The sequence below is a fragment of the Paractinoplanes lichenicola genome, assembly GCF_016785085.1.
Classification (GTDB): Bacteria; Actinomycetota; Actinomycetes; order Mycobacteriales; family Micromonosporaceae; genus Actinoplanes; species Actinoplanes lichenicola.
This window is the reverse complement of record NZ_JAENHO010000007.1, coordinates 488,196-508,659: the sequence shown is the minus strand read 5'-3', so window position 1 is coordinate 508,659 and position 20,464 is coordinate 488,196. Positions and strand designations below refer to the sequence as shown.

The following is a 20,464-nucleotide window of genomic DNA, read 5'->3' as shown; positions in this document are numbered from 1 at the left end:
GCAGGAGCGGTTGCAGCCGGAACAGGCGATCAGGCTGGGAGTTTGGGGTCGTCGAGGACTGTGGGTAGCGCCTGGGTCAGCATTTTGGCGCGGACCGAGCGTAGGAGGCGGCACATGAAGAAGCCGCCGATGCCGGTGAAGCCGGTGTGTTCCCAGGTGAGGCGGGTGCCGGCGGGGAGTGGCTGGAGGCGGTAGGCGACGAAGCTGGGCGCGGCCCCCTCGTCGCCGATCCACGAGTAGCGCAGCAGTGCCGGGGCGGCGACCTCCAGGACCTCGCAGTCGACGATGCCGCGCCAGCCCGCGACCGGCTTGGCGACGAAGCGGAACTTCGTGCCCACGACCGGCGCGAAACCCTCGGGGCGGCCGCCCTGGCCGGTTGTGGTCCAGCGGGGGACCAGCTCGGGGTCGGTGAGCACGCGCCAGACGCGCTCGATCGGGTGCGGGTACTCGTGGGTGATCCGGAACTCGCTCATCACTCTCCCCAATTTACTGTGACTGTAAAAATACTGTAGCAGTAAGATTGGGCCGTGAGCTTGCGTGAGGAGAAGAAGCGGCAGATGCGGCAGCAGCTGTCCGACACGGCGACCCGCATGTTCGTGGAGCGCGGGTTCGACGGCGTCCGGGTGGCCGAGGTGGCCCGGGCGTGCGGGGTGTCGGAGAAGACGGTGTTCAACTACTTCCCGACCAAGGAGGCGCTGCTGCTCGACCGGCTCGAGGGCACGGCGACGGCCCTGCGGGAAGCGTTCGCGGCGGCCGGGGACACGCCGATCGAGGCCGCGCTGCGCCTGCTCGACGCCGAGCTCGACGGGTTCGCCGGCGATCCGGAGGGCTACCGGCGCTTCGGCGAGCGGCTGGCGGCGGCGCCGTCGCTGCGGGCCTATCGCAACGACATGATGGACCGGTTCGTCGCCGTGGCGGCCGAGGCGCTGGCGGCCCGCGACGGGGCCGACCCGGCCGATCCGGAACCGCAGATCAGGGCGGCCGCGCTGCTCGGGCTGTGGCGGGTGCAGTACGAGAGCCTGCGCCGCCATCCCGGCGAACCGGCGACGGTGCGCGCGGAGGTGCGGCGGGCGGCGGAGGTGCTGCGGAACGGTCTCTAGAAAGGAACGGGCTCTAGAAAGGAACGGGCTCCAGAAAGGAACGGGCTCTGGAAACCGGGCACAATGCGGAGGTGCGGGCGGCCCGGCTGATCAACCTCGTTCTGTTGTTGCAGGCGCGGGGGACGATGACCGCTGCTGAGCTGGCCGCTGAGCTCGAGGTGTCCGAGCGGACGGTCTATCGGGACGTGGTCGCCCTGTCCGCGGCGGGCGTGCCGGTCTACGCCGAGCAGGGCCGGGTCGGCGGGTATCGGCTGGTCGACGGGTATCGGACGCGGCTCACCGGGTTGTCGCGGGCCGAGGCGGAGGCGCTGTTCCTGGCCGGGTTGCCGGGGCCGGCCCGCGAGATGGGGATGACCGAGGCGGCGCAGACGGCCCGGCTCAAGATCCTGGCCGCGCTGCCGCCGGGGCTGCAGGAGGCGTCGGAACGGGCGGGGCAGCGGTTTCACCTGGATGCGCCGGGCTGGTTCCAGGATCCGGAGACGCCGCCCGTGCTGGCCGAGTTGACGCAGGCCGTGTGGCACGACCAGGAGTTGACGATCACCTACCAGCGGCACGACGAGGTGTCGCGGACGGTCTCGCCGTACGGGCTCGTGCTCAAGAACGGGGTCTGGTATCTGGTCGGGAAGGTGGGGGAGGACCTGCGCACCTACCGCGTCGACCGGATCACCGGGGTGGCCGCGACGGGGCTGACGTTCGTACGGGAAACCGGGTTTGACCTTGCCGGGTTCTGGGGTGAACGGGCGGTCGAGTTCGTGCGGCAGATGTTGCGGGAGGTCGTCACGATCCGGCTCAGTCCGGAGGGCGTACGGGCGCTGCGGTTTGTTGCCGAGACTGTGGCGCTGGACGAAGCGATCGCCGGGGCGGGGCAGCCGGATCCGGAGGGATGGGTCCGGACCCGGCTGCGGGTGGAGTCGCTCGACGTCGCCTACTCGTACATGTTGCGGCTCGGCCCGCACGTGGAAGTGCTCGAACCTGCGGCCCTCAGGAGAAGGATGCGAGAAGCGGTGGCGCAGACGGCGGACCTCTACCGATAGCCGGTGACGTCGGCGGGTTTGCCGGGATCCTGCACCTCGACCAGGTAGCGCCAGGCGTCGGGGCGGCTGCCGTCGAGGTCGGTGAACCCGTAGACCTTGGCCAGGTCGCCGCTCGAGGTCGACTTGCCGTTCCAGCGGGCCTTGTCGGGGTCGGCGGCCAGGGCGGCCACGGCCCGGCCCACGTACGCGGGGGATTCCGAGATGGCGAAGTGGGGATCCGTTTTCGTGCCGTCGAGCCAGTTGTCCTCGGTCACGCCGAAGTGCTCCAGCATCATCTCGGAGCGCAGCCAGCCGGGGGTGAGCGCGACCGCCGTGGCGCCGTGCGGGGCGAGCTCCTGCGCCCAGGAGAACGCGAGCCGGTTCACCGACACCTTGGCCAGGTCGTAGAAGACCGACAGCCGGTAGTTGGTCTCGTTGTACGCCGTGGTGCCGTCGCCCATCTCGACGACCAGGCCGCCCGGGTTGCGGATCAGCAGCGGCATCGCGTGGTGCGCGGTGGTGATGTGGGTGTCGACGGCCAGGCGGAGCAGCCGGAACCCGTTGCCGAGCGACTGCTCCCACACCGGCTTGTCCCACGTCGCCAGGGGGTCGCCGCCCCAGATGTCGTTGACCAGCACGTCGAGCCGGCCCTGCTCGTCGTCGATCCGCCGCGCCAGGCCGGCGACCTGATCGGGCACGAGGTGGTCGACGGCGACCGCGATGCCCGTGCCGCCGGCCGCGGTGACCAGCTCCGCCGTCTCCTCGATCGTCTCGGGCCGGTCCATCTCCGACCGTTTGCCCCGGGTGCTGCGGCCGGTCGCGTAGACGGTGGCGCCGGCCGCGCCCAGCTGCACCGCGATCTGCCGCCCGGCACCGCGGGTGGCCCCGGCGACGAGCGCGACTCTGCCTGCCAATGGTTGTTCTGCCATGCCGAGGACTCTGCCGCGAAAACCCGACAACCCGTGTCCGTCTTTCCCGGCCCCGCCTGCCGAGCCATAAAACTAGGTTCCTAGGATGGCGTACCGAGTGTGCGACACGTGACGGGTCCGCGACTCGGATTCTGAAGCTCGTTATAGTTGCTCGGCGAGTGGCCGGTGGGGGGCCCGGGCGTCGGGGGACGCGTCTATCCGGGCCGGCGTGTGCGCCGGGGTCATGCTGGGCTTTGCCGCCCGGCACCGGAGGGGGAGAGGAAGTCGCGATGTCGCAGCAGCCTGCGCCGTCCGTTGCCGCCCCGTCCAACCGGATCTGGACGATTCCGAACGTCATCAGCTTCATCCGCCTGCTCGGCGTCCCGCTCTTCCTCTATCTGCTGCTCGGCCCGCATCACGACGTGGCCGCGGTGATCGTGCTGGCGATCGGCGGCACCACCGACTGGGTCGACGGCTATGTGGCCCGCCGGATGAACTCGGTGAGCCGCCTCGGCGAGCTGCTCGACCCGTTCGCCGACCGGCTCTACATCCTGGCCACGCTGATCGGCTTCACCGTGCGCGGCGTCGTGCCGTACTGGCTGACCGGCGCCCTGCTGCTGCGCGAGGCCGTGCTCGCCGTCGCGCTGCTGATCCTGCGCCGCCACGGGTACGGTCCGCCGCCGGTGCACTACGTGGGCAAGACCGGCACGTTCGTGCTGCTGGCCGCGTTCCCGGTGATCCTGCTGGCCGCCGCCGTGCCCGCGATCGACTCGTGGGCGGGCCCGATCGGCTGGGGCCTCGCGTGGTGGGCGCTCGGGCTCTACTGGGCCGCCGGCGTTCTCTATCTGGCGCAGACCGCACAGCTGTTGCGGGCCGCCCGGACGGTCACGTGATGCCGGACGCCGAGGAGCAGCCCCCGAAGCGGACGTTCCAGCCCGACTTCCTGACGGAGCTGTTCCGCAACCCCCTCGACCCCGGGTACGCCGACGCGGCCGCCCGCAAGCAGCGCGACGGCGAGCCGACGGGCCTGCGCAAACAGCTCTCCGGCAGCGCGCTCGTGGTCACCCTCGTCGTGCTCGGGTTCCTGCTGGTGATCGCGTACAAGCAGACGGTCAAGGACGAGCCGGCCCGGACGACCGCGCGCGCCGAGCTGATCCAGCAGGTCCAGAACCGCCGCGAGACCACGACCGAGCTGCAGGACCGGGCCGACAAGCTGGCCGACGAGGTGGCCGGGCTGCGCGAGGCCGAGCTCAGCGACGACGAGGTGCAGAAGCTGCGCGACACCGAGGCGGCGACCGGCCTGGCCGCCGTACGGGGGTCGGGTGCCACGATCACCGTAGGCGACGGCCCGACGCCGATCGACCCGGTGACCGGCGAGCGCAACACCGTGGCCCGGGTCAAGGACTCCGACCTGCAGCTGGCCACGAACGCGTTGTGGTCGCTGGGGGCCGAGGCGATCGCGATCAACGGGCAGCGGCTGACCGCGACGTCGACGATCCGCCAGGCCGGCGAGGCGATCCTGGTCGACCTCAGGCCGGTCACGACCCCGTACGAGGTGGTCGCGCTCGGCCCCGACGACCTGGCCGGCGACTTCCGGTCCGGGTACGCGGGCCGGTTCTTCGAGCAGCTCTCGGCCAAGTACGGCATGTCCTTCGACGCCCGGACGGCCGACGATGTGCGGCTCGACGCGGCGACCGAGCTCAAGCTGCGGGTGGCCCAGCCGTCCACGCCGCCGCCCGCGCCCTCCACCCTGACCTCCCCCGGCTCGGCCACCTCCCCGGCCGAACCGTCCCGCTCCACGTCGGAAGGCGGCCGATGATCGCCGTACTCGCCCTGATCGCCGGTGTCGCGCTGGGCATCGTGTTCGACCCCACCGTGCCGGTGGTCCTGCAGCCCTACCTGCCGATCGCGGTGGTGGCGGCGCTGGACGCGGTGTTCGGCGGGGTGCGGGCCCGGTTCGACGGCATCTTCGACGACAAGCAGTTCGTCGTCTCGTTCATCTCGAACGTGCTGGTGGCCGCGCTGATCGTCTATCTCGGCGACCAGCTCGGCGTGGGCACCCAGCTCTCCACGGGCGTCGTGGTCGTCCTCGGCGTGCGCATCTTCGGCAATGTGGCGGCGATCCGCCGGCACCTGTTCCGGGCCTGATCGGGGACGTGATGACCGACCAGAACGAGCCCGAGCCGGGCATGCCCACGGCGGGCCGCAAACCGCCGCCGAGCGAGGACGAGCCGACGGTCGAGCGGCCGTCGTCGCCGCCGTCGCCGCCTCCGTCGATGGACTCCAAGACCGTCGAGCTGGACGGGCCGACGCGGCCGTTGTCGGTGCCGCGCGAGCTGCCGCCGGCGCCGTCACCCGATCCAGCGACACCGGAGCGAACGGCACAGCCCGACCCGGGCGAGGCGACGCGGGTGCTGCAACCCAGGACGCCGGCCAAGACCGAGGATCAGCCTGAGCCCGTACGGGAAAAGGAAGCGGCCGGGTTTCTCCGCAAGCGCCCGAGCTCGGCGGGCGCGCTGATCCTGGTGTTGCTGGCGTTGTTCGGGTTCACGCTGGTGGTGCAGCTCAGGAGCAACGACAGCGACGAGGGCCTGGCCAGCGCGCGGCAGGAGGACCTCGTCCGGATCCTGAGCGACCTGGAGGCGCGCGACAGCCGGCTGCAGAGCGAGATCAGCGCCCTGGAGACCAGTCAGCGCCAGCTCACCTCGGGTGTGGCCGGGCGGCAGGCGGCGCTGGCCGAGGCGCAGAAGCGCTCCGACGAGCTGGGGCTGCTGGCCGGCACCCTGGCCGGGCGGGGCCCGGGGCTGCGGATCGTGATCGACGGGGTCAAGGCGAGCGCGATCCTCAACACGGTGCAGGAGTTGCGCGGCGCCGGCGGCGAGGTCATGCAGATCGCCGGCGCGGGCGGGCGGCCGGTCCGGATCGTGGCGTCGAGCTATTTCGTCGACGCCGAGGGCGGGGGCATCATGGCCGACGGTCAGGGCCTGTCCGGGCCCTATGTGCTGACCGTGATCGGGCAGCCCTCGGTCATGCAGACGGCGCTGCAGATCCCGGGCGGGGTGGTGGCGTCGGTGAACAGTGACGGCGGTAGCGTGACGTTGGAACAACGGACCTTGGTCGAAGTGACCGCGATCCGTGACGCCAAGTCGATGCAATACGCACGTCCGGCCTCCTGAAAGGGGCGCCGGGAATCGTGACAACGGGAGAGAACGCGTGATTCCTGAGGACCTGCGGTACACGGCTGAACACGAGTGGGTGGCCGGCGACGGCAGCGGGCCCGTGCGGGTGGGCATCACCCACTTCGCTCAGGATGCTCTGGGCGACATCGTGTTCGTGCAGCTGCCCGACGAGGGCACCGAGGTGGCGGCGGGCGATTCGCTCGGCGAGATCGAGTCGACGAAGAGCGTGTCGGAGATCTACGCGCCGATCGCGGGCACGATCGTGTCGAAGAACGCCTCGCTGACCGACGAGCCCGAGCTGATCAATGCCGAGCCCTATGCGGCGGGCTGGCTGGTGGAGATCGCGCCGGCCGATTCCGGCTCGATCGCGCAACTGCTCGACGCGGACGCATACAAAGCTTTGACGGAGAGCTGACTCCGGTCAGTGTGTCCGGTTGCCCCGCGATATTGGCCCTGACTAGGGTTGCGGGGCACAACCTTGTTATCTCTTTGAAACCGATAGTCGTGCGTCCCAGCCTTACGGCGCGGCGGGGGAGACCTTGGCCGCACGCCACGACCAACTGATCCGTGAGGTGGTCCGATGACGCGCCCAGACGACGAGTTCCCCCCACTCGACGTCACGTCCACGCTGAACCTCGGCGCCCTCGACGAGGTGCTCGAGGGTCCCGACACCGACGTGGTGCCGAGCCGCATGTCGGGCTCGCTCCCGCCCGGGATGGCGCTGCTGGTGGTGCGCCGGGGTCCCAACGCGGGCGCCCGCTTCCTGCTGGACCACGACGTGACGACCAGTGGACGTCACCCCGACAGTGACATCTTCCTCGACGACGTGACGGTCTCCCGCCGCCACGCCGAGTTCCACCGCGACGGCGGCACCTTCACGGTGCGCGACGTGGGCTCGCTCAACGGCACCTACGTCAACCGCGAGCGGGTCGAGGCGGCCACGCTCAGCAACGGCGACGAGGTGCAGATCGGCAAGTTCCGGCTGGTGTTCATCGCCGGCCCGCGGCCCGAGGGTGAGGGCAGCTAGGAGTGACTGCGTCGGGGGCGGCCGCGCGCGACCCGGGGGCCTCGCGTCCCCAGGGCGGGCGCGAGGCTGCGCTGATGAGCATCGGGGAGGTGCTGGCCCATCTGCGCACCGAGTTCCCCGACACCACCATCTCCAAGTTGCGGTTCCTGGAGGCGGAGGGGCTGGTCGATCCCCAGCGCACCGCCTCCGGGTATCGGAAGTACTCGTGGAACGACGTGGCGCGGCTCAGGTTCGTCCTGACCGCGCAGCGCGACCAATATCTGCCCCTGCGGGTGATCCGCGAGCAGCTCGACCGCATGGAGTCCGAGGAGCCGGTGGCGCCGAGCCGGCCGGCCCTGGTCGCCGTGGGCGCCGAGAAGGCGCCCGCCGATCCGTCCGACACCCGGGTCCCCCGGGAGGATGTGATGGAACGCACGGGCGTCTCCGGGGAGCTGCTCGACGAGCTGGAGCGCATGGGCCTGGTCACGGCGCGGCCCCCGGGGTGGTACGACGGCGATGCCGTGGTCATCGTCGAGGCCGTGGTCGGGCTGACGAAATACGGGCTGGAACTGCGCCATCTGCGGGGTTTCCGGGCCGCCTCGGACCGTGAGGTGGGCCTGTTCACGCAGCTCCTGGCGCCGCTGGTGCGGCAGAGCGACCCGGCCGCCCGGGCCCGGGCCAACGAGACGGCCCGGGATCTGCAGGCGCTCTCGCAGCGTCTGCATGCTGCATTGGTCCGGGCCGGACTGCGCGGCGAACTCGGGCGCTGAGCCGGATTCGCCTAGGCTTTCCGGGGTATGCGGCACCGGTGGGATCCGGACGGCGTGCGTGTACCGTGCAGGATAGGGGCAGCCGTTGCGGGCGGCGCGAAAACGACACGGAGGCGGGCGGTGCGCGAGCTGAGCGTGGTCGGGGTTCGGGTGGAGCTGCCGAGCAACCAGCCGATCGTCCTGCTGCGAGAAGTTGACGGTGATCGGTATCTGCCGATCTGGATCGGTGCGGTCGAGGCGACCGCGATCGCGTACGAGCAGCAGGGTGTCAAGCCCGCCCGTCCGCTGACCCACGATCTGCTGCGGGACATCCTGGCCGCCCTCGAGGCGCCGCTGACCGCGGTCGAGATCACCGAGCTGAAGGACAACGTCTTCTACGCCGACCTGCTGATCGGCGAGGAGGGGGTGCGGGTCTCGGCCCGCCCGAGCGACTCGATCGCGCTCGCCCTGCGGGTGGGGGCGCCGATCCGGTGCGCCGACGAGGTGCTGACCGAGGCCGGCATCGTCATCCCCGACGAGCAGGAGGACGAGGTCGAGAAGTTCCGCGAGTTCCTCGATCAGGTCCGCCCCGAGGATTTCGCGGGCTGAAGACGTCCCCGCGGCGGGGGAAAGATCGACATCTGCCTCGCTCGGTCGCGGCGTGTCGTCGCGTTACCTAGCTGTTTCCGCGGGCCCTGAGATATACGCTCGTGAAGTCCAGGTGAAGCGGCGGCACCGCGCAGCGGGGAGGTGGTCGCGTGCACGAGCAGCCCCTTGAACATGAGGGCCCTCTCGTCGGCGAGGACGGCTCGGTCGGTTATCGCGGGGTGACGGCGTGCCAGGCGGTCGGCATCAGCTACCGCCAGCTCGACTACTGGGCGCGCACGACCCTGGTCGTGCCCAGCATCCGTGACGCGTCCGGCTCGGGCACCCAGCGGCTCTACTCGTTCCGTGACCTGGTGGTCCTCAAGGTGGTCAAGCGCCTGCTCGACGCCGGGGTGTCGCTGCAGAACATCCGCCGGGCGATCGAGACGCTGCGCTCGCGGGGCGTGGAGGACCTGGCCGGTATCACCCTCATCTCCGACGGCACGACGGTCTACGAGTGCCGCTCGCCGGAGGAAGTGGTCGACCTGCTGCAGGGCGGCCAGGGCGTGTTCGGCATCGCCATCGGCGGCGCCTTCAAGGAGATCCAGGGCTCGCTGACCAACCTGCCGGCCGAGCCGGCCGGCGGCCCGGTCCCGGTCGGGTCCGACCCCGAGCCGTCCGCGGGCGACGAGCTGGCGGCCCGGCGGGCCCGCAAGCGGGCCGGCTGACGGGTTTGCTGATTCGGCAAGGTTTGTAGGCGTCCCGGCGGGCGCTGCCGCAGGCTGGGCGCATGAGCGACGAACAAGCGTGGGACGCCCGATACTCCGAGAGCGACCGGATCTGGAGCGGCAAGCCGAACGTGGTGCTGGTGCGCGAGGTGAGCGACCTGCCCGCCGGCCGGGCCCTCGATCTCGGGTGCGGCGAGGGCGGCGACGCGATCTGGCTGGCCGAGCGGGGCTGGCAGGTGACCGCGGTCGACATCTCCGGGGTGGCCGTCGAGCGGGCCCGGCAGCACGCCGCCGACCGGGGCGTGAGCACGATCGACTTCCAGCGGCGCAACCTCACGGCCGAGTTCCCCGGCGGCGAGTACGACCTGGTCAGCGCGCAGTTCCTGCACCACTGGGGCGAGTTCGACCGGGTGGGGATCCTGCGCCGGGCGGCGGCCGCCGTGGCACCCGGGGGAGTGCTGCTGATCGAGGGGCACATGGACACCGGGCCGGTGCACCGCCCCGAGCACGACGACATGCCGCCGCTGCCCGGCCCGGACGAGGTCGTCAAGAGCCTCGAGCTGGGCGCCGAGTGGGAGGTGCTGCTGGCCGAGGAGCACCCGCGTGAGCACGTCATCGACGGCGTCGCGCATCACCGCACCGACAACACGGTGAAGCTACGCCGGGGCGTCACCGGCCGGTAACCCGTACCGGGAAGACTGCGGGGATGGACGTCACGGCGCTGGCCCGCCGGCTGCTCGACCCGATCCCGGCCGACCGCACCGCCGGTCTCGAGATGGTGCGGGCCGCGGACGGCGTCGGGGTGGTCGCCGTCGGCTCAGCGGCCTGTACGCGGGGCAGGTGGCCAAGCTGCGGCTGACCACGACGGCGACGATCACCGACCGGTCCGGGACGACGGTCCGTGAGGGTCAATTTTCCTGGAGCATCCGCCGCGCGGGTTGACTCTCACACGGTGTCAGCGTCCACCCTGGACGTCATGATGACCGATCTGGGGCGGCACACGGCCGCCGTGAAGGACCTCCCGGCCGACCTCGCCACCATCGTGCGGACGGTGCAGGGCCTGCTCCTCCACGAGGGCTGGGCGGCCTCGTACGGGGTGGAACTGGACGACCCCGCGACAGTGCACCTGCGGCGGGCCGAGGAGCTCCTGGACGCGGCGGGGGACCGTCCACTGAGCGAGGCGCGCGAGCCGGGCGACCGGGTGCCGACCATGTGCCGCAGCTTCACCGTCCTGACCGTGGCCATGCTGCGCGCGCACGGATTCGACGCGCGGTCGCGGGCCGGGTTCGGCGCCTACTTCACCCCCGGGCGCTACGACGATCACTGGGTCGTCGAGGTCGGCGGCAGGCTGGTCGACGCGCAGCTCGACGCCCTGCAGGCCGAGGCGCTCAAGCTCGGCTTCGACCCGCTCGACGTGCCACGCGACCAGTTCCTGCCCGGCCCCGACGCGTGGCGGCTCGTGCGCGACGGCAAGGCCGACCCGGAGCTGTTCGGCCACCCGCCGGCGAACATGGCGGGGGAGTGGTTCATCGCCGGCAACGTGATCCGCGACCGGGCCGACGTCGAGGCCCTCCCGTGGGACTCGTGGGATCCCATGCCCGGCCCCGGCGACCCCGTCGACCGCGACCTGATCGACCGCATCGCCGCCGGTGACGAGGCGGTCAAGGTGCCCGGCGAGGTGTTCAACGTCCGCCGCGGCCGGAGGGAGCCGCTGGCCAGTGCGTGAAAGCCCGGCGGGGGCGCCCGGTCACCGCGTAGCGTCGGTAGCTGTGATCCCGCAGCACTTTCCGCTCTATCTGCGCGAGCCGGGCGCCACCGCCGGCGCCGACAAGGTCTGGCTGGTCGTCGGCTGGCTGCCGGACAAGGTTTCCGGCCTGCCCCGTCAGCCCGTTGCGCTGCTCTGCGACGGCGACGTCGAGGAGCCGCGGGTGCTGGAGCAGACCACCGTGTTCCGGGTGATCGGGCCGAATCGCCACTAGGTCGCGCACCGAGCGTGCCCGTGACATGACCTCAAGTGTTGTCTATGCTTCCAGATGCCTTGACCGGGATCTGGGGGAATTGTCGTGCCGTTGCCTACCGCGAAATCACCCGCTCCGCGCCCGCTCGACGAGGCTCGCCGGAGCCCCATCGACCGGATCGAACGGACGGCGTCCGCGACGATCGTGCGTCGCATCGTCCGCCACGTTCGGACGCGGGACCGATCCGACGTCACCCCCTTCAGCTCTGGCCTCTGACCGGGGGTGGAGACCCCGTGGCGCCCGCTGCGCCACTTCGTGCTGAAGGTCCACAGCCGCTGCGACCTCGCCTGCGACCACTGCTACATCTACGAGCACGCCGACCAGTCGTGGCGCGGCCGGCCCCTCGCGATGGAGCCGGAGACCGCGCGGGCGGCGGCGGGCCGCATCGCCCAGCACGCCGCGCGGCACGGCCTGGCCTCCGTCGGGGTGGTGCTGCACGGCGGTGAGCCCCTGCTGCTCGGGCCCCGGCGGCTGCGCGCGCTGCTGACCGAGCTGCGCGGCACCATCACCCGCGTCTGCGAGCTCGACCTGCGGATGCAGACCAACGCCGTACGGCTCGACGCGGCCACGTGCGAGCTGCTGCTCGAGTTCGGGGTCAAGATCGGCGTCTCGCTCGACGGCGGCCGGGCCGAGAACGACCGGCACCGGCGCTACCGCAACGGCGCGTCCAGCCACGACCGCGTGCGGGCCGCCCTGCGCCGGCTGCGCGAACCCCGCTACCGGCCGCTCTACGCCGGGCTGCTGTGCACGGTCGACGCGGCCAACGACCCGATCGCCGTCTACGAGGCCCTGCTGGCCGAGCAGCCGCCGCGGATCGACCTGCTGCTGCCCCACGCCACCTGGGACACCCCGCCGCCCGAGCCGCTCGGGGAGTGGCTGACCGCCTTCCACGACCGCTGGGCGGCCGACGACCGTCCGGTGCCCGTACGGCTCTTCGACTCGATCCGCTCGCTCGGCCTCGGTGGCCCCACGCAGACCGAGGCCGTGGGCGTCGACGCCGGCGACGTGGTGGTGATCGAGACCGACGGGGCGTGGGAGGAGCCCGACTCGATGAAGACGACCGGGCCGGGCGGCGGTGCGACCGGGCTGACCGTCTTCGACGCCTCGGCCGACGACGTCGCCGGGCTGCCCGCGATGCGCCGCCGCCGGGGCGGGCTGGCCGCGCTCTCGGCCACCTGCCGCTCCTGCGCGCTCGTCCGGCAGTGCGGCGGCGGGCTCACGGCGCACCGGTGGGCGCGGGCGTCCGGTTTCGACAACCCCTCCGTGTACTGCGACGACCTGAAGGAGCTCATCATCACGATCAACGAGCATCCCGGTCCGGTCGCGGGCGACCTCGGCGCGATCCCGGCGGACGCCTTCGACGGCCTCGGCTACGGCTACGGCGACGCCGCGGCGATCGCCCTGCTGGCCGAGGCCGAGCTGGCGGTCAACCGGGCCCTGGTCTCCGAGGTGGCGGGCGAGACCGCGGCCGGCAGCCGGCTGCTGGCCGAGCTGGAACGGCAGGCGCCCGCGGTCTTCGACGAGGTGCTGCGCCACCCGTTCGTCCGCTCGTGGGCGGTCAGCTGCCTCGACGGCGGCCGCGACTGCGACCCCGACTGGGCGGCCGCGATCGCCGCCGCCGTCGCCGTGCGGGCCGGGCTGGGCGTGGAGGTGCCGGTACGGGCCCACGGCGGGCGGATCCACCTGCCCACGGTCGGGTTCTTCGCCGCCCCCGCGGCCGAGGTGACCGTGCTCGCCGCGCCCGGCTCGTTCACGCTGCGCTGGCCGGGCGGCCGGGCCACGATCGTGGACGGCGGTGAGGCCCGCGGGTGGCACGCCGCGCGCTGGGTCACCGTCGACGGCGTCCGGATCCTGCTCGAGGACGCCGACCCCTATCGCGACCGGCTGGAGCATGCCGCCACCGGTCACCTCGACGCGGCGGCGGCCGGGGGCTGGTCGGCCGCGCTGGCCGGGGCGTGGGAGGTGCTCGGCCGCGACGCGCCCGACCAGCTCGACGGGCTGCGCGCGGGCCTGCGGGCGATCGTGCCGCTGACCCCGGCGACCGACGGCACCCGGCGCAGCGCCACCTCCCGGCACGCGTTCGGGGCGCTCGGCATCGCCCCCACCGACGCCGAGGAGCTGGCCGTGCTGCTCGTGCACGAGTTCCAGCACACCAAGCTGGGCGCGGTGCTCGACCTGATCGACCTGGTGCCCGACGACGCCGTGGGCGATCGGCTGCGGGTCGGCTGGCGACCCGACCCGCGCCCGGTCGAGGCGGCCCTGCAGGGGGCGTACGCGCATCTGGCCGTGGCCGACGTGTGGCGGCGCCGCGCCGAGCGCACCGGCGACGAGCAGAGCCGCAAGCTGTTCCGGATGTATCGCGACTGGACGGCCGAGGCGATCGACGCCCTGCGTACGGGCGACCGGCTGACCCCGGCCGGGGCGCGGTTCGTCCGCCGGATGGCCGACACCGTGGGCGGCTGGGCCGCCTAGCCGCGACCGTCCTGCATGGAGGTTGCGATCACGTGGTTGACTGATCGTCCTGTGGCAGAGGACGAGGGCATCTCCGAGGCGGCGGGGCGCGACGATCCGTCGGCCCCGGTGTTCTTCCTGAGCTACTGGCGGCCCGACCCGCCCGCCCACGGCGCCGGCCGGCCGCGCGAGCCCAACCGGTTCGTCATGCAGTTCTTCGACGAGCTCAGCGAGAACGTCAACAACCTGATCGGCTCGATGCCCGGCCGCGACCCGGGCTTCCTCGACGTGGCCCGCGGCGGCGGCGAGCTGTGGGAACGCCAGCTGCTGCACGCGGCCGGCACCTGCCAGGTCTTCATCAGCCTGCTCTCCACGCCCTACCTGACCGGCAGCGAGTGGTGCGCCCGCGAGTGGGATCTGTTCACCCGCCGCGAGGTCACACCCCGGCACAGCTTCGCCCAGCCGTACGAGACCGCGGTCGTGCCGGTGCTGTGGACACCGCTGAGCACCCCGCTGCCGCCCGTCGTGTCCGACGTCAACATCTTCGTGCCGACCCGGCTGCGCGACGACTACCGCGCCGAATACCAGGCCGAGGGGCTGCTCGGCCTGTTGCGTACGGGGCAGCGGGTGGTCTTCGACACGGTCGTGTGGCGGATCGCGCAGCGGGTCGTCGACATCCGGCACAACTACCGGGTCGAGCCGAAGATCATGCCCGGCTCGGGGGAGCTGCGCACCGACTTCGAGCGGGGGGAGGACGCATGACGCGGTACTACTTCTACCTCAGCTACGGCCACTCGGTGCGGCTGCGGCCCGGCGACCGGCCCGACACCGACCACTGGGCCGGGCAGCTGTTCACCGAGCTGTCGGCCGAGGTGGCCCGGCTGGTCGGCGCCGACCGCCGCACCCAGGTCGGCTACTACGACGACCTGGTGCAGCCGCTGACCGACTGGAAGGCCGCGCTGGCCGGCGTGCTGAGCAGCACCGACGTGTTCGTGGCGCTGTATTCGCCGGGCTACTTCAACAAGTCCTGGCCGCTGCGCGAGCGGGCCTCGTTCGCCAGCCGCTACGCCGACCCCCAGATGGCCGACCGCTTCCTGCTGCCGGTGCTGTGGGTGCCCTGGCCGCCGTGGGAGCACGAGGCCGAGCGGGCCGCGGCGCTGCGCCTGGGCGCGGGCGTCCCCGAGTACGCCGACGAGGGTCTGCAAGCCATGTCCCGGCTCGCGCTCTACAAGAAGCAGTACCGCACGATCGTGCGCCGCCTGGCGTACCGGATCGTCACCCTGGCCGCCGAGGCCCCCAAGCCGGCGCCCCTGGCCGTCGCCATCGACGAGGTCACGGCCGAGCCCACCGCCCCGACCGAGATCCTGTTCACCGTGGGGGTGCTGGCCCCGCAGCGCGCCGCCGTGCCGGCCGGCCGCTCGCCCGGCTCGTATGGCACGGCGCCGCGCGCCTGGACCCCGTACCGGGATCTGCAGCACTTTCCGATCGCCGAGTACGTGGCCAACGTGGCCGAGCGGCTCGGGCAGCCCGCCCGCATCGTCGACCGGCCCGGTGAGCTGGGCGTGCTGGCCCAGGGGGCGGCGCTGGTGCTGATCGACCCGTGGGTGGCGGCCACCCCCGACGGCCTGGAACGGCTCAGCGGGCTGGCGAGCCGGATCCCCGAATGGGCGACAGTGCTGCTGGTGGCCGACCGCTCCGATCCCGAGTACGCCGCGCGCGGCGCCACCCTGCACGCCACCGTGGCCGATACCCTGATCGCCGCCGGGATCGCCCGCAACCGCATCACGCTGCTGCGCGACGCCGACCGGCTCGTCGAGCGGATGCCGTCCATCATCGACCAGGCCTGCACGGCGTACCGCCGCACCGCCCCGGTGTTCCTGCCCAAGGGCGCCGACTCGACCCTGCCCAGGCTGACGGGGAGCACCGATGACCGAGAACCGTGACGGGAAGGTCGTCACGTTCTATTCGTACAAGGGCGGCACCGGCCGCACCATGGCGCTGGCCAACGTGGCCTGGATCCTGGCCGCCAGCGGCAAACGGGTGCTGGTGGCCGACTGGGATCTCGAGTCGCCCGGCCTGCACCGGTTCTTCCGGCCGTTCATCGACCCGCAGGCGCTGGCCGACTCGGGCGGCGTGATCGAGCTGGTCCGCGGCTACGAGCAGGCCACCCTGCAGGACGTCGAGCGCGACGACGACTGGCACCGCGACTACGCCCGGGTCAGCCGGCACGCCTTCACGATCGACTGGGACCACTTCCCCGAGGGCGGCACCCTCGACTTCCTCGGCGCGGGCAGCCAGAACCAGGACTACGCGCGCAGCGTCTACGAGCGCGACTGGGACGAGTTCTACGAGCGGCTCGGCGGCGGGCAGCTGTTCGACGCGCTGCGCGAGGACATGAAGAAGCGCTACGACTACGCGCTCATTGATTCCCGTACGGGGTGGAGCGACGTCGCCGGGATCTGCACGGTGCACATGCCCGACGTGCTGGTCGACTGCTTCACCTTCAGCGAGCAGGGCATCGACGGCGCCGCCACGGTGGCCGCCAACGTCTCGGCGCAGCAGGGCCGCCGGCAGATCCGGATCCTGCCCGTGCCCATGCGCGTCGACCTGGCCGAGCTGCAACGCGCCGACGCGGGCCGGCTGGCGGCCCGGCAACGCTTCACCGGGCTGCCGGCCGGGATGGCGGCCCGCGAACGCGACGCGTACTGGTCGACCGTCGAGGTGCCGTACGTGCCGTTCTACGCGTACGAGGAGACCCTGGCCACCTTCGGTGACCGGCCCGGCTCGCGCAGCTCGATGCTGGCCGCGTACGAGACCATCACGCACTACGTCACCGGCGGCGAGATCTCGGCCCTGCCGCCGATGGAGGAGTCGCTGCGCGAGCGCACGGCGGCCCGGTTCGTGCGCCCGGCGATCCTGCCCGAGACCACGATCGCGCTGCGGTACGCGCCCGACGACCGGCTCTGGGCCGAATGGATCACCAAGGTGCTCGAGTCGGCCGGGGTCACCGTCAACGTCGTCGCGGTCGATCCGGACGCCGACAGCGTGCCCACCCCCGAGGGCCGCCCGCTGACCGTGGTCTCCGGCTCCAACGCGCGGGCCGAGCAGGCCCGGGTGCCATCCGGCCGCGACCCCCGTACGCCCCTGGTCGCCTACGTCTCCGACGTCAGCGCGCTGCGCGGGCAGGCCGAGCGCGACTCCACGTTCCTGGTCGGCCAGCCCGAGGAGGTGGCCGTCGCGCGGCTGCTGCGCCTGGTCGGGCACCCGTCCGACGAGTTCGACCGGGCCCGCATCGGGCTGCGCTTCCCCGGCCGCTCGACGGTGCTGTTCAACGCCCCGATCCGCAACGTGCAGTTCACCGGGCGTGAGAAGGACCTGCTCGACCTGCGCAGCCAGCTGCAGACCAGCGGCAGCCCGGTCGTGCTGTCCGGCGCCTCCCCGGTGGCCCTGCAGGGCATGGGCGGCATCGGCAAGACCCAGGTCGCGATGGAGTACGCCCACCGCTTCCGCAACGCGTACGACTTCGTCTGGTGGATCGACGCCGACCCGGTCACCTTCGTCGACACCCAGCTCTCCGACCTGGCCCGCGAGCTCGGCCTGGCCCCCGACGGCGGGATCGCGGATCAGGCCCAGGCCGTGCTGGGCGCGCTGCGCCGGGGCCGCACCCTGAGCCGCTGGCTGGTCATCTTCGACAACGCCGAGGACATCGCCGCGGTCAGCCGGTTCCTGCCCAGCGGGCCCGGCGGCCACGTCATCGTCACCTCCCGAGACGCCGGGTGGAGCGAGCGGGCCCAGGTCGTGCAGGTCGACGTGTTCGACCGCCGCGAGAGCGTGGCCCACCTGCGCCGCCGCGTGCCCAGCCTGCGCGGCGAGGACGCGGCCCGGCTGGCCGAGCTGCTCGGTGACCTGCCGATCGCGGTCGCCGCGGCCGGGGCCTGGCTGGCCGACACCGGCGCCCCGATCGACGACTACCTCGAGCACATCGACCGGTTCGGCCCGGCCAACCTCGAATCGGTGTGGGACCTCTCGCTCAAGCGCCTCGAGGAGCGCTCCGCCGCGGCGTACCGGCTGCTGACGCTCTGCTCGGTGCTGGCGCCGCAGATCGCGCTCGACCTGATCTACAGCGACCGGATGGCCGAGCTGCTCAGCCCGCTCGACCCGATGGTCACCGACGCCATGTACCGCGGGGCGCTGATCCAGCAGATCAACCGGCTCGCCCTGCTCAAGCTCGACATCGGCGGCGGGCAGATCCACGTGCACCGGATCGTGCAGCACGTCGTCCGGCAGCGGCTTGCCCCCGAGCAGCTCGACGAGGCCCGCCGCCAGGTGCACCTGGTGCTGGCCGCGGCCCGCCCCACCGGCGAGGTCGACGACCCGGCCACCTGGCCCCGGTTCCGGCAGCTGTGGCCGCACCTGGAGGTGTCCCGGGCGTACGAGTCGCACGAGGAATCCGTCCGCCGGCTGATCATCGACCGGGTTCGGTACGTGTGGCAGTCCGGCGGCTACAACGACGGCCGCCGCCTGGCCGAGGAGTACGTACGCCGCTGGACCGCGCTGCGCGACGAGCTGGGTGACGAGTTCGCCCGCGCCTCGCTCAGCCGCCAGCTGCTGCAACTGCAGTTCCACCTGGCCAACATCCTGCGCGACCGGGCCGACTTCGCCGAGGCCCGCGCGCTCGACGAGAAGGTCCTGGCCGAGCAGCGCGAACTGCTCGGCGACTACCACCCCAACACGCTGACGACCGCGGGCGGGCTCGGCGCGTCACTGCGCGCGCTGGGCCTGTACGCCGACGCGCTGCGCCTCGACGAGCGCACCACGGCCGCCTGGACCGAGATCTTCGGCGAGGACGTGCTGCGCACCATGATGGCGATGAACAACCTGGCCAGCTCGCTGCGCCTGTCCGGGCGGGTGCGCGAGGCCCGCGACCGCGAACGCCACCTGTACGAGCGGTGCACGCTGGTGCTGGGCGAACACCACACGCTGACCCTGACCGTGGGCAGCAACCTCGGCCGTGACCTGCGCGAGGCCGGCGAGTACGTGGAGTCGATAGTGCTGCTCTCCGACGTGCTCAACCGCAACCGGCAGGCGCTGGGCGACAACTCACCCCGCACGTACAGCGTGATGGCCAACCTGGCCGTCAGCGAGCGCAGCGCCGGCCGCACCCGCGAGGCGGCGGCCCGGCTCGACACCGCCTACGACAACCTGAACCGGCTGCTCGGCCCGGACAGCCCCGAGACCCTGGCCTGCCGGCTGAGCCGCGCGGTCAGCCTGGCCGCGATCGGCGAACCCGACACCGCGGCCGACGAGATGGCCCGGGTCGAACGGTCGTACCGGACCAGCCTCGGCGCCTCCCACCCGCACACCCTGACCTGCCTGAGCAACCGCTCCACGGTGGCCCGCGCGACCGGCGACCTGGGCACCGCGCGCCGCCTGGCCGGCGAGGCGGCCGAGGGCTTCGAGCGGCGGCTGGGCGCCGACCACCCGTACACGCTGGCCGCCCGGATGAACCAGGCCATCTTCACCGCCGAGTGGGGCGCGGTGCCGGACGCGTACGCGATGATCGTGCCCATCGTCGAGCGCATCGAGGACGTGCTGGGCGCCCAGCACCCCGACACCGCCCGCGCGGTGGCCAACCTGACCCTGATCCGGGCCGACATCCAGGGCCGCAACGCCGGCGCCGAACGCGACGCGATCCGCCGCCTGCGCGACGCGCTGGGCGAGACCCACCCCGCCGTGGAGGCCATGCGCGAGGGCCGCTACCTGCACCGCACCCTCGACCCCCACCCGTTCTAGTCCGGGTCGTCCGTGGCGACCGGGGAGCCGATTTCCTTGCCGCTGGTGAAGCGGGTGCGGTATTCGGTGGCGGTCAGGCCGTAGTGGGCCCGGAAGCGGCGGGCGAAGTAGTTCTGGTCGGGCCAGCCGACGCTCTCGGCGATCGCACGGACCGTACGGTCGGTGTGCAGCAGCATCTCGGCCGCCAGCTCGACCCGGTGACGCGACAGGAAGGCCACCGGGGGCAGGCCGGTCACCGACTTGAACCGGCGGACCAGATAGCCCGGGGCCAGGTGCAGCCCGTCGGAGAGCTCGGCCAGCGTCCAGTTGCGGGCCGGGTCGCTCTCGATGCGCCGCATCACCTCGACCACGGCCGGATGCTGCGGCTCCTGGCGCACGTCGGCCCCGACGGCCCGGGCCACGCAGCCCAGGGCCAGCACGACCTGGGCGATCTGGTCGGCCCGGTGCAGATGCGGCGGCAGCGACCGCAGCTCGGCCAGCGCGTCCAGGTGGGCGAAGCAGGTGTCGCGCTCGGCGTCGTCCAGGTGCGTCGACAGGATGCCGCGGCGGCGTTCCGCGTACGGGCCCGTCCACAGCAAATGGCCCAGCAGCGGATCGTCACGGGTCCAGGCCAGTTCGCGGCGCAACAGCTCAGCCGAGAAGCAGAAGTTGTACAGCTCGAGGTCGCGGCACTCCTCGTAGCCGTGCCAGACGCCGGGCCGCAGCAGCACCGCGTCGCCCACCTGGAGGACCTGCCGGCCGTTCAGGCTGTGATGCACGCCGGTGCCGCCGGCCACGACCGCCACCTCGACGAAGCTGTGCGTGTGCACCCGCATCTCGTCCTCGTGCACATGCCGCCCCGCGTACGTGAACGAATCGTCCCCGAAATACACCAGGGTTGCTTTGTTCTCGATGGTGGCGCCCGACATCACCGCAGGGTAGCCGATCGCAACTC

The 20,464-nt window shown here is 72.3% G+C and carries 22 protein-coding genes; 19 read left to right on the top strand and 3 right to left on the bottom strand.

Going from position 1 to position 20,464, the window contains the following annotated elements:
- Positions 1-29: 29 nt before the first annotated feature.
- The gene (locus tag JKJ07_RS26760; RefSeq protein WP_202994518.1) at positions 30-473 is read right to left on the bottom strand and encodes an SRPBCC family protein; all 444 of its coding nucleotides are present in this window, start codon (positions 471-473) and stop codon (positions 30-32) included.
- 54 nt (positions 474-527) lie between these two features.
- Between JKJ07_RS26760 and JKJ07_RS26755 the strand changes: the two genes are divergently transcribed.
- Positions 528-1,100 carry a TetR/AcrR family transcriptional regulator gene (locus JKJ07_RS26755; protein ID WP_307834420.1) on the top strand — a complete coding sequence of 191 codons (573 nt, stop codon included), beginning with the start codon at positions 528-530 and terminating at the stop codon, positions 1,098-1,100.
- Between the two features lie 71 nt (positions 1,101-1,171).
- Complete coding sequence (locus JKJ07_RS26750) at positions 1,172-2,134, top strand: helix-turn-helix transcriptional regulator (protein WP_202994517.1); 963 nt, start codon at positions 1,172-1,174, stop codon at positions 2,132-2,134.
- Here the strand turns inward: JKJ07_RS26750 and JKJ07_RS26745 are convergent.
- A complete protein-coding gene (locus JKJ07_RS26745; protein ID WP_202994516.1) occupies positions 2,125-3,042 on the bottom strand; it encodes an SDR family oxidoreductase in 918 nt (305 codons plus the stop codon). The two genes, JKJ07_RS26750 and JKJ07_RS26745, sit on opposite strands and share 10 nt — an antisense overlap.
- 269 nt (positions 3,043-3,311) lie before the next feature.
- Here JKJ07_RS26745 and clsA point away from each other — a divergent pair, with 269 nt between their 5' ends.
- The 17 genes from clsA (at position 3,312) to fxsT (ending at position 19,530) form a co-directional block, all read left to right on the top strand.
- On the top strand, positions 3,312-3,914 hold the full coding sequence (clsA, locus tag JKJ07_RS26740) for a cardiolipin synthase ClsA (RefSeq protein ID WP_202994515.1): 603 nt from the start codon (positions 3,312-3,314) through the stop codon (positions 3,912-3,914).
- Complete coding sequence (locus JKJ07_RS26735) at positions 3,914-4,840, top strand: DUF881 domain-containing protein (protein ID WP_202994514.1); 927 nt, start codon at positions 3,914-3,916, stop codon at positions 4,838-4,840. The genes clsA and JKJ07_RS26735 overlap by 1 nt, the downstream gene beginning before the upstream one ends.
- Positions 4,837-5,169: a small basic family protein gene (locus tag JKJ07_RS26730; RefSeq protein ID WP_202994513.1), complete on the top strand. Its 333-nt coding sequence runs from the start codon at positions 4,837-4,839 to the stop codon at positions 5,167-5,169. Before JKJ07_RS26735 ends, JKJ07_RS26730 begins: the two co-directional genes overlap by 4 nt.
- An 11-nt stretch (positions 5,170-5,180) precedes the next feature.
- Positions 5,181-6,197 (top strand): DUF881 domain-containing protein, encoded by a 1,017-nt coding sequence (locus JKJ07_RS26725; protein WP_202994512.1) that lies wholly within the window; start codon positions 5,181-5,183, stop codon positions 6,195-6,197.
- A gap of 37 nt (positions 6,198-6,234) precedes the next feature.
- On the top strand, positions 6,235-6,615 hold the full coding sequence (gcvH, locus tag JKJ07_RS26720; protein ID WP_202994511.1) for a glycine cleavage system protein GcvH: 381 nt from the start codon (positions 6,235-6,237) through the stop codon (positions 6,613-6,615).
- A 165-nt stretch (positions 6,616-6,780) separates the two neighbouring features.
- Entirely contained in the window at positions 6,781-7,227 is a 447-nt protein-coding gene (gene odhI, locus JKJ07_RS26715; protein ID WP_202994510.1) for an oxoglutarate dehydrogenase inhibitor Odhl, read from the top strand.
- 74 nt (positions 7,228-7,301) lie between these two features.
- A complete protein-coding gene (gene ftsR, locus JKJ07_RS26710; protein ID WP_202994509.1) occupies positions 7,302-7,976 on the top strand; it encodes a transcriptional regulator FtsR in 675 nt (224 codons plus the stop codon).
- Positions 7,977-8,096: 120 nt separating this feature from the next.
- The gene (locus tag JKJ07_RS26705) at positions 8,097-8,564 is read left to right on the top strand and encodes a bifunctional nuclease family protein (RefSeq protein ID WP_202994508.1); all 468 of its coding nucleotides are present in this window, start codon (positions 8,097-8,099) and stop codon (positions 8,562-8,564) included.
- 149 nt (positions 8,565-8,713) lie between these two features.
- On the top strand, positions 8,714-9,268 hold the full coding sequence (locus tag JKJ07_RS26700) for a MerR family transcriptional regulator (protein ID WP_202994507.1): 555 nt from the start codon (positions 8,714-8,716) through the stop codon (positions 9,266-9,268).
- Between the two features lie 62 nt (positions 9,269-9,330).
- Positions 9,331-9,951 carry a class I SAM-dependent methyltransferase gene (locus JKJ07_RS26695; RefSeq protein WP_202994506.1) on the top strand — a complete coding sequence of 207 codons (621 nt, stop codon included), beginning with the start codon at positions 9,331-9,333 and terminating at the stop codon, positions 9,949-9,951.
- A 23-nt stretch (positions 9,952-9,974) separates the two neighbouring features.
- The gene (locus tag JKJ07_RS26690; protein WP_202994505.1) at positions 9,975-10,127 is read left to right on the top strand and encodes a hypothetical protein; all 153 of its coding nucleotides are present in this window, start codon (positions 9,975-9,977) and stop codon (positions 10,125-10,127) included.
- Between the two features lie 93 nt (positions 10,128-10,220).
- Positions 10,221-10,994 carry a transglutaminase-like domain-containing protein gene (locus JKJ07_RS26685; protein WP_202994504.1) on the top strand — a complete coding sequence of 258 codons (774 nt, stop codon included), beginning with the start codon at positions 10,221-10,223 and terminating at the stop codon, positions 10,992-10,994.
- Positions 10,995-11,037: 43 nt separating this feature from the next.
- Entirely contained in the window at positions 11,038-11,247 is a 210-nt protein-coding gene (locus JKJ07_RS26680; RefSeq protein ID WP_202994503.1) for a hypothetical protein, read from the top strand.
- A gap of 261 nt (positions 11,248-11,508) precedes the next feature.
- Positions 11,509-13,758: an FxsB family cyclophane-forming radical SAM/SPASM peptide maturase gene (locus JKJ07_RS26675; RefSeq protein WP_202994502.1), complete on the top strand. Its 2,250-nt coding sequence runs from the start codon at positions 11,509-11,511 to the stop codon at positions 13,756-13,758.
- Positions 13,759-13,809: 51 nt separating this feature from the next.
- Entirely contained in the window at positions 13,810-14,499 is a 690-nt protein-coding gene (locus JKJ07_RS26670; RefSeq protein ID WP_202994501.1) for a TIR-like protein FxsC, read from the top strand.
- The gene (gene fsxC / locus JKJ07_RS26665) at positions 14,496-15,680 is read left to right on the top strand and encodes an FxsC protein (RefSeq protein WP_202994500.1); all 1,185 of its coding nucleotides are present in this window, start codon (positions 14,496-14,498) and stop codon (positions 15,678-15,680) included. The genes JKJ07_RS26670 and fsxC overlap by 4 nt, the downstream gene beginning before the upstream one ends.
- A complete protein-coding gene (gene fxsT / locus JKJ07_RS26660; RefSeq protein ID WP_202994499.1) occupies positions 15,664-19,530 on the top strand; it encodes an FxSxx-COOH system tetratricopeptide repeat protein in 3,867 nt (1,288 codons plus the stop codon). Before fsxC ends, fxsT begins: the two co-directional genes overlap by 17 nt.
- Here the strand turns inward: fxsT and JKJ07_RS26655 are convergent.
- Positions 19,527-20,438: a helix-turn-helix transcriptional regulator gene (locus JKJ07_RS26655; protein ID WP_202994498.1), complete on the bottom strand. Its 912-nt coding sequence runs from the start codon at positions 20,436-20,438 to the stop codon at positions 19,527-19,529. The two genes, fxsT and JKJ07_RS26655, sit on opposite strands and share 4 nt — an antisense overlap.
- Positions 20,439-20,464: the final 26 nt, after the last annotated feature.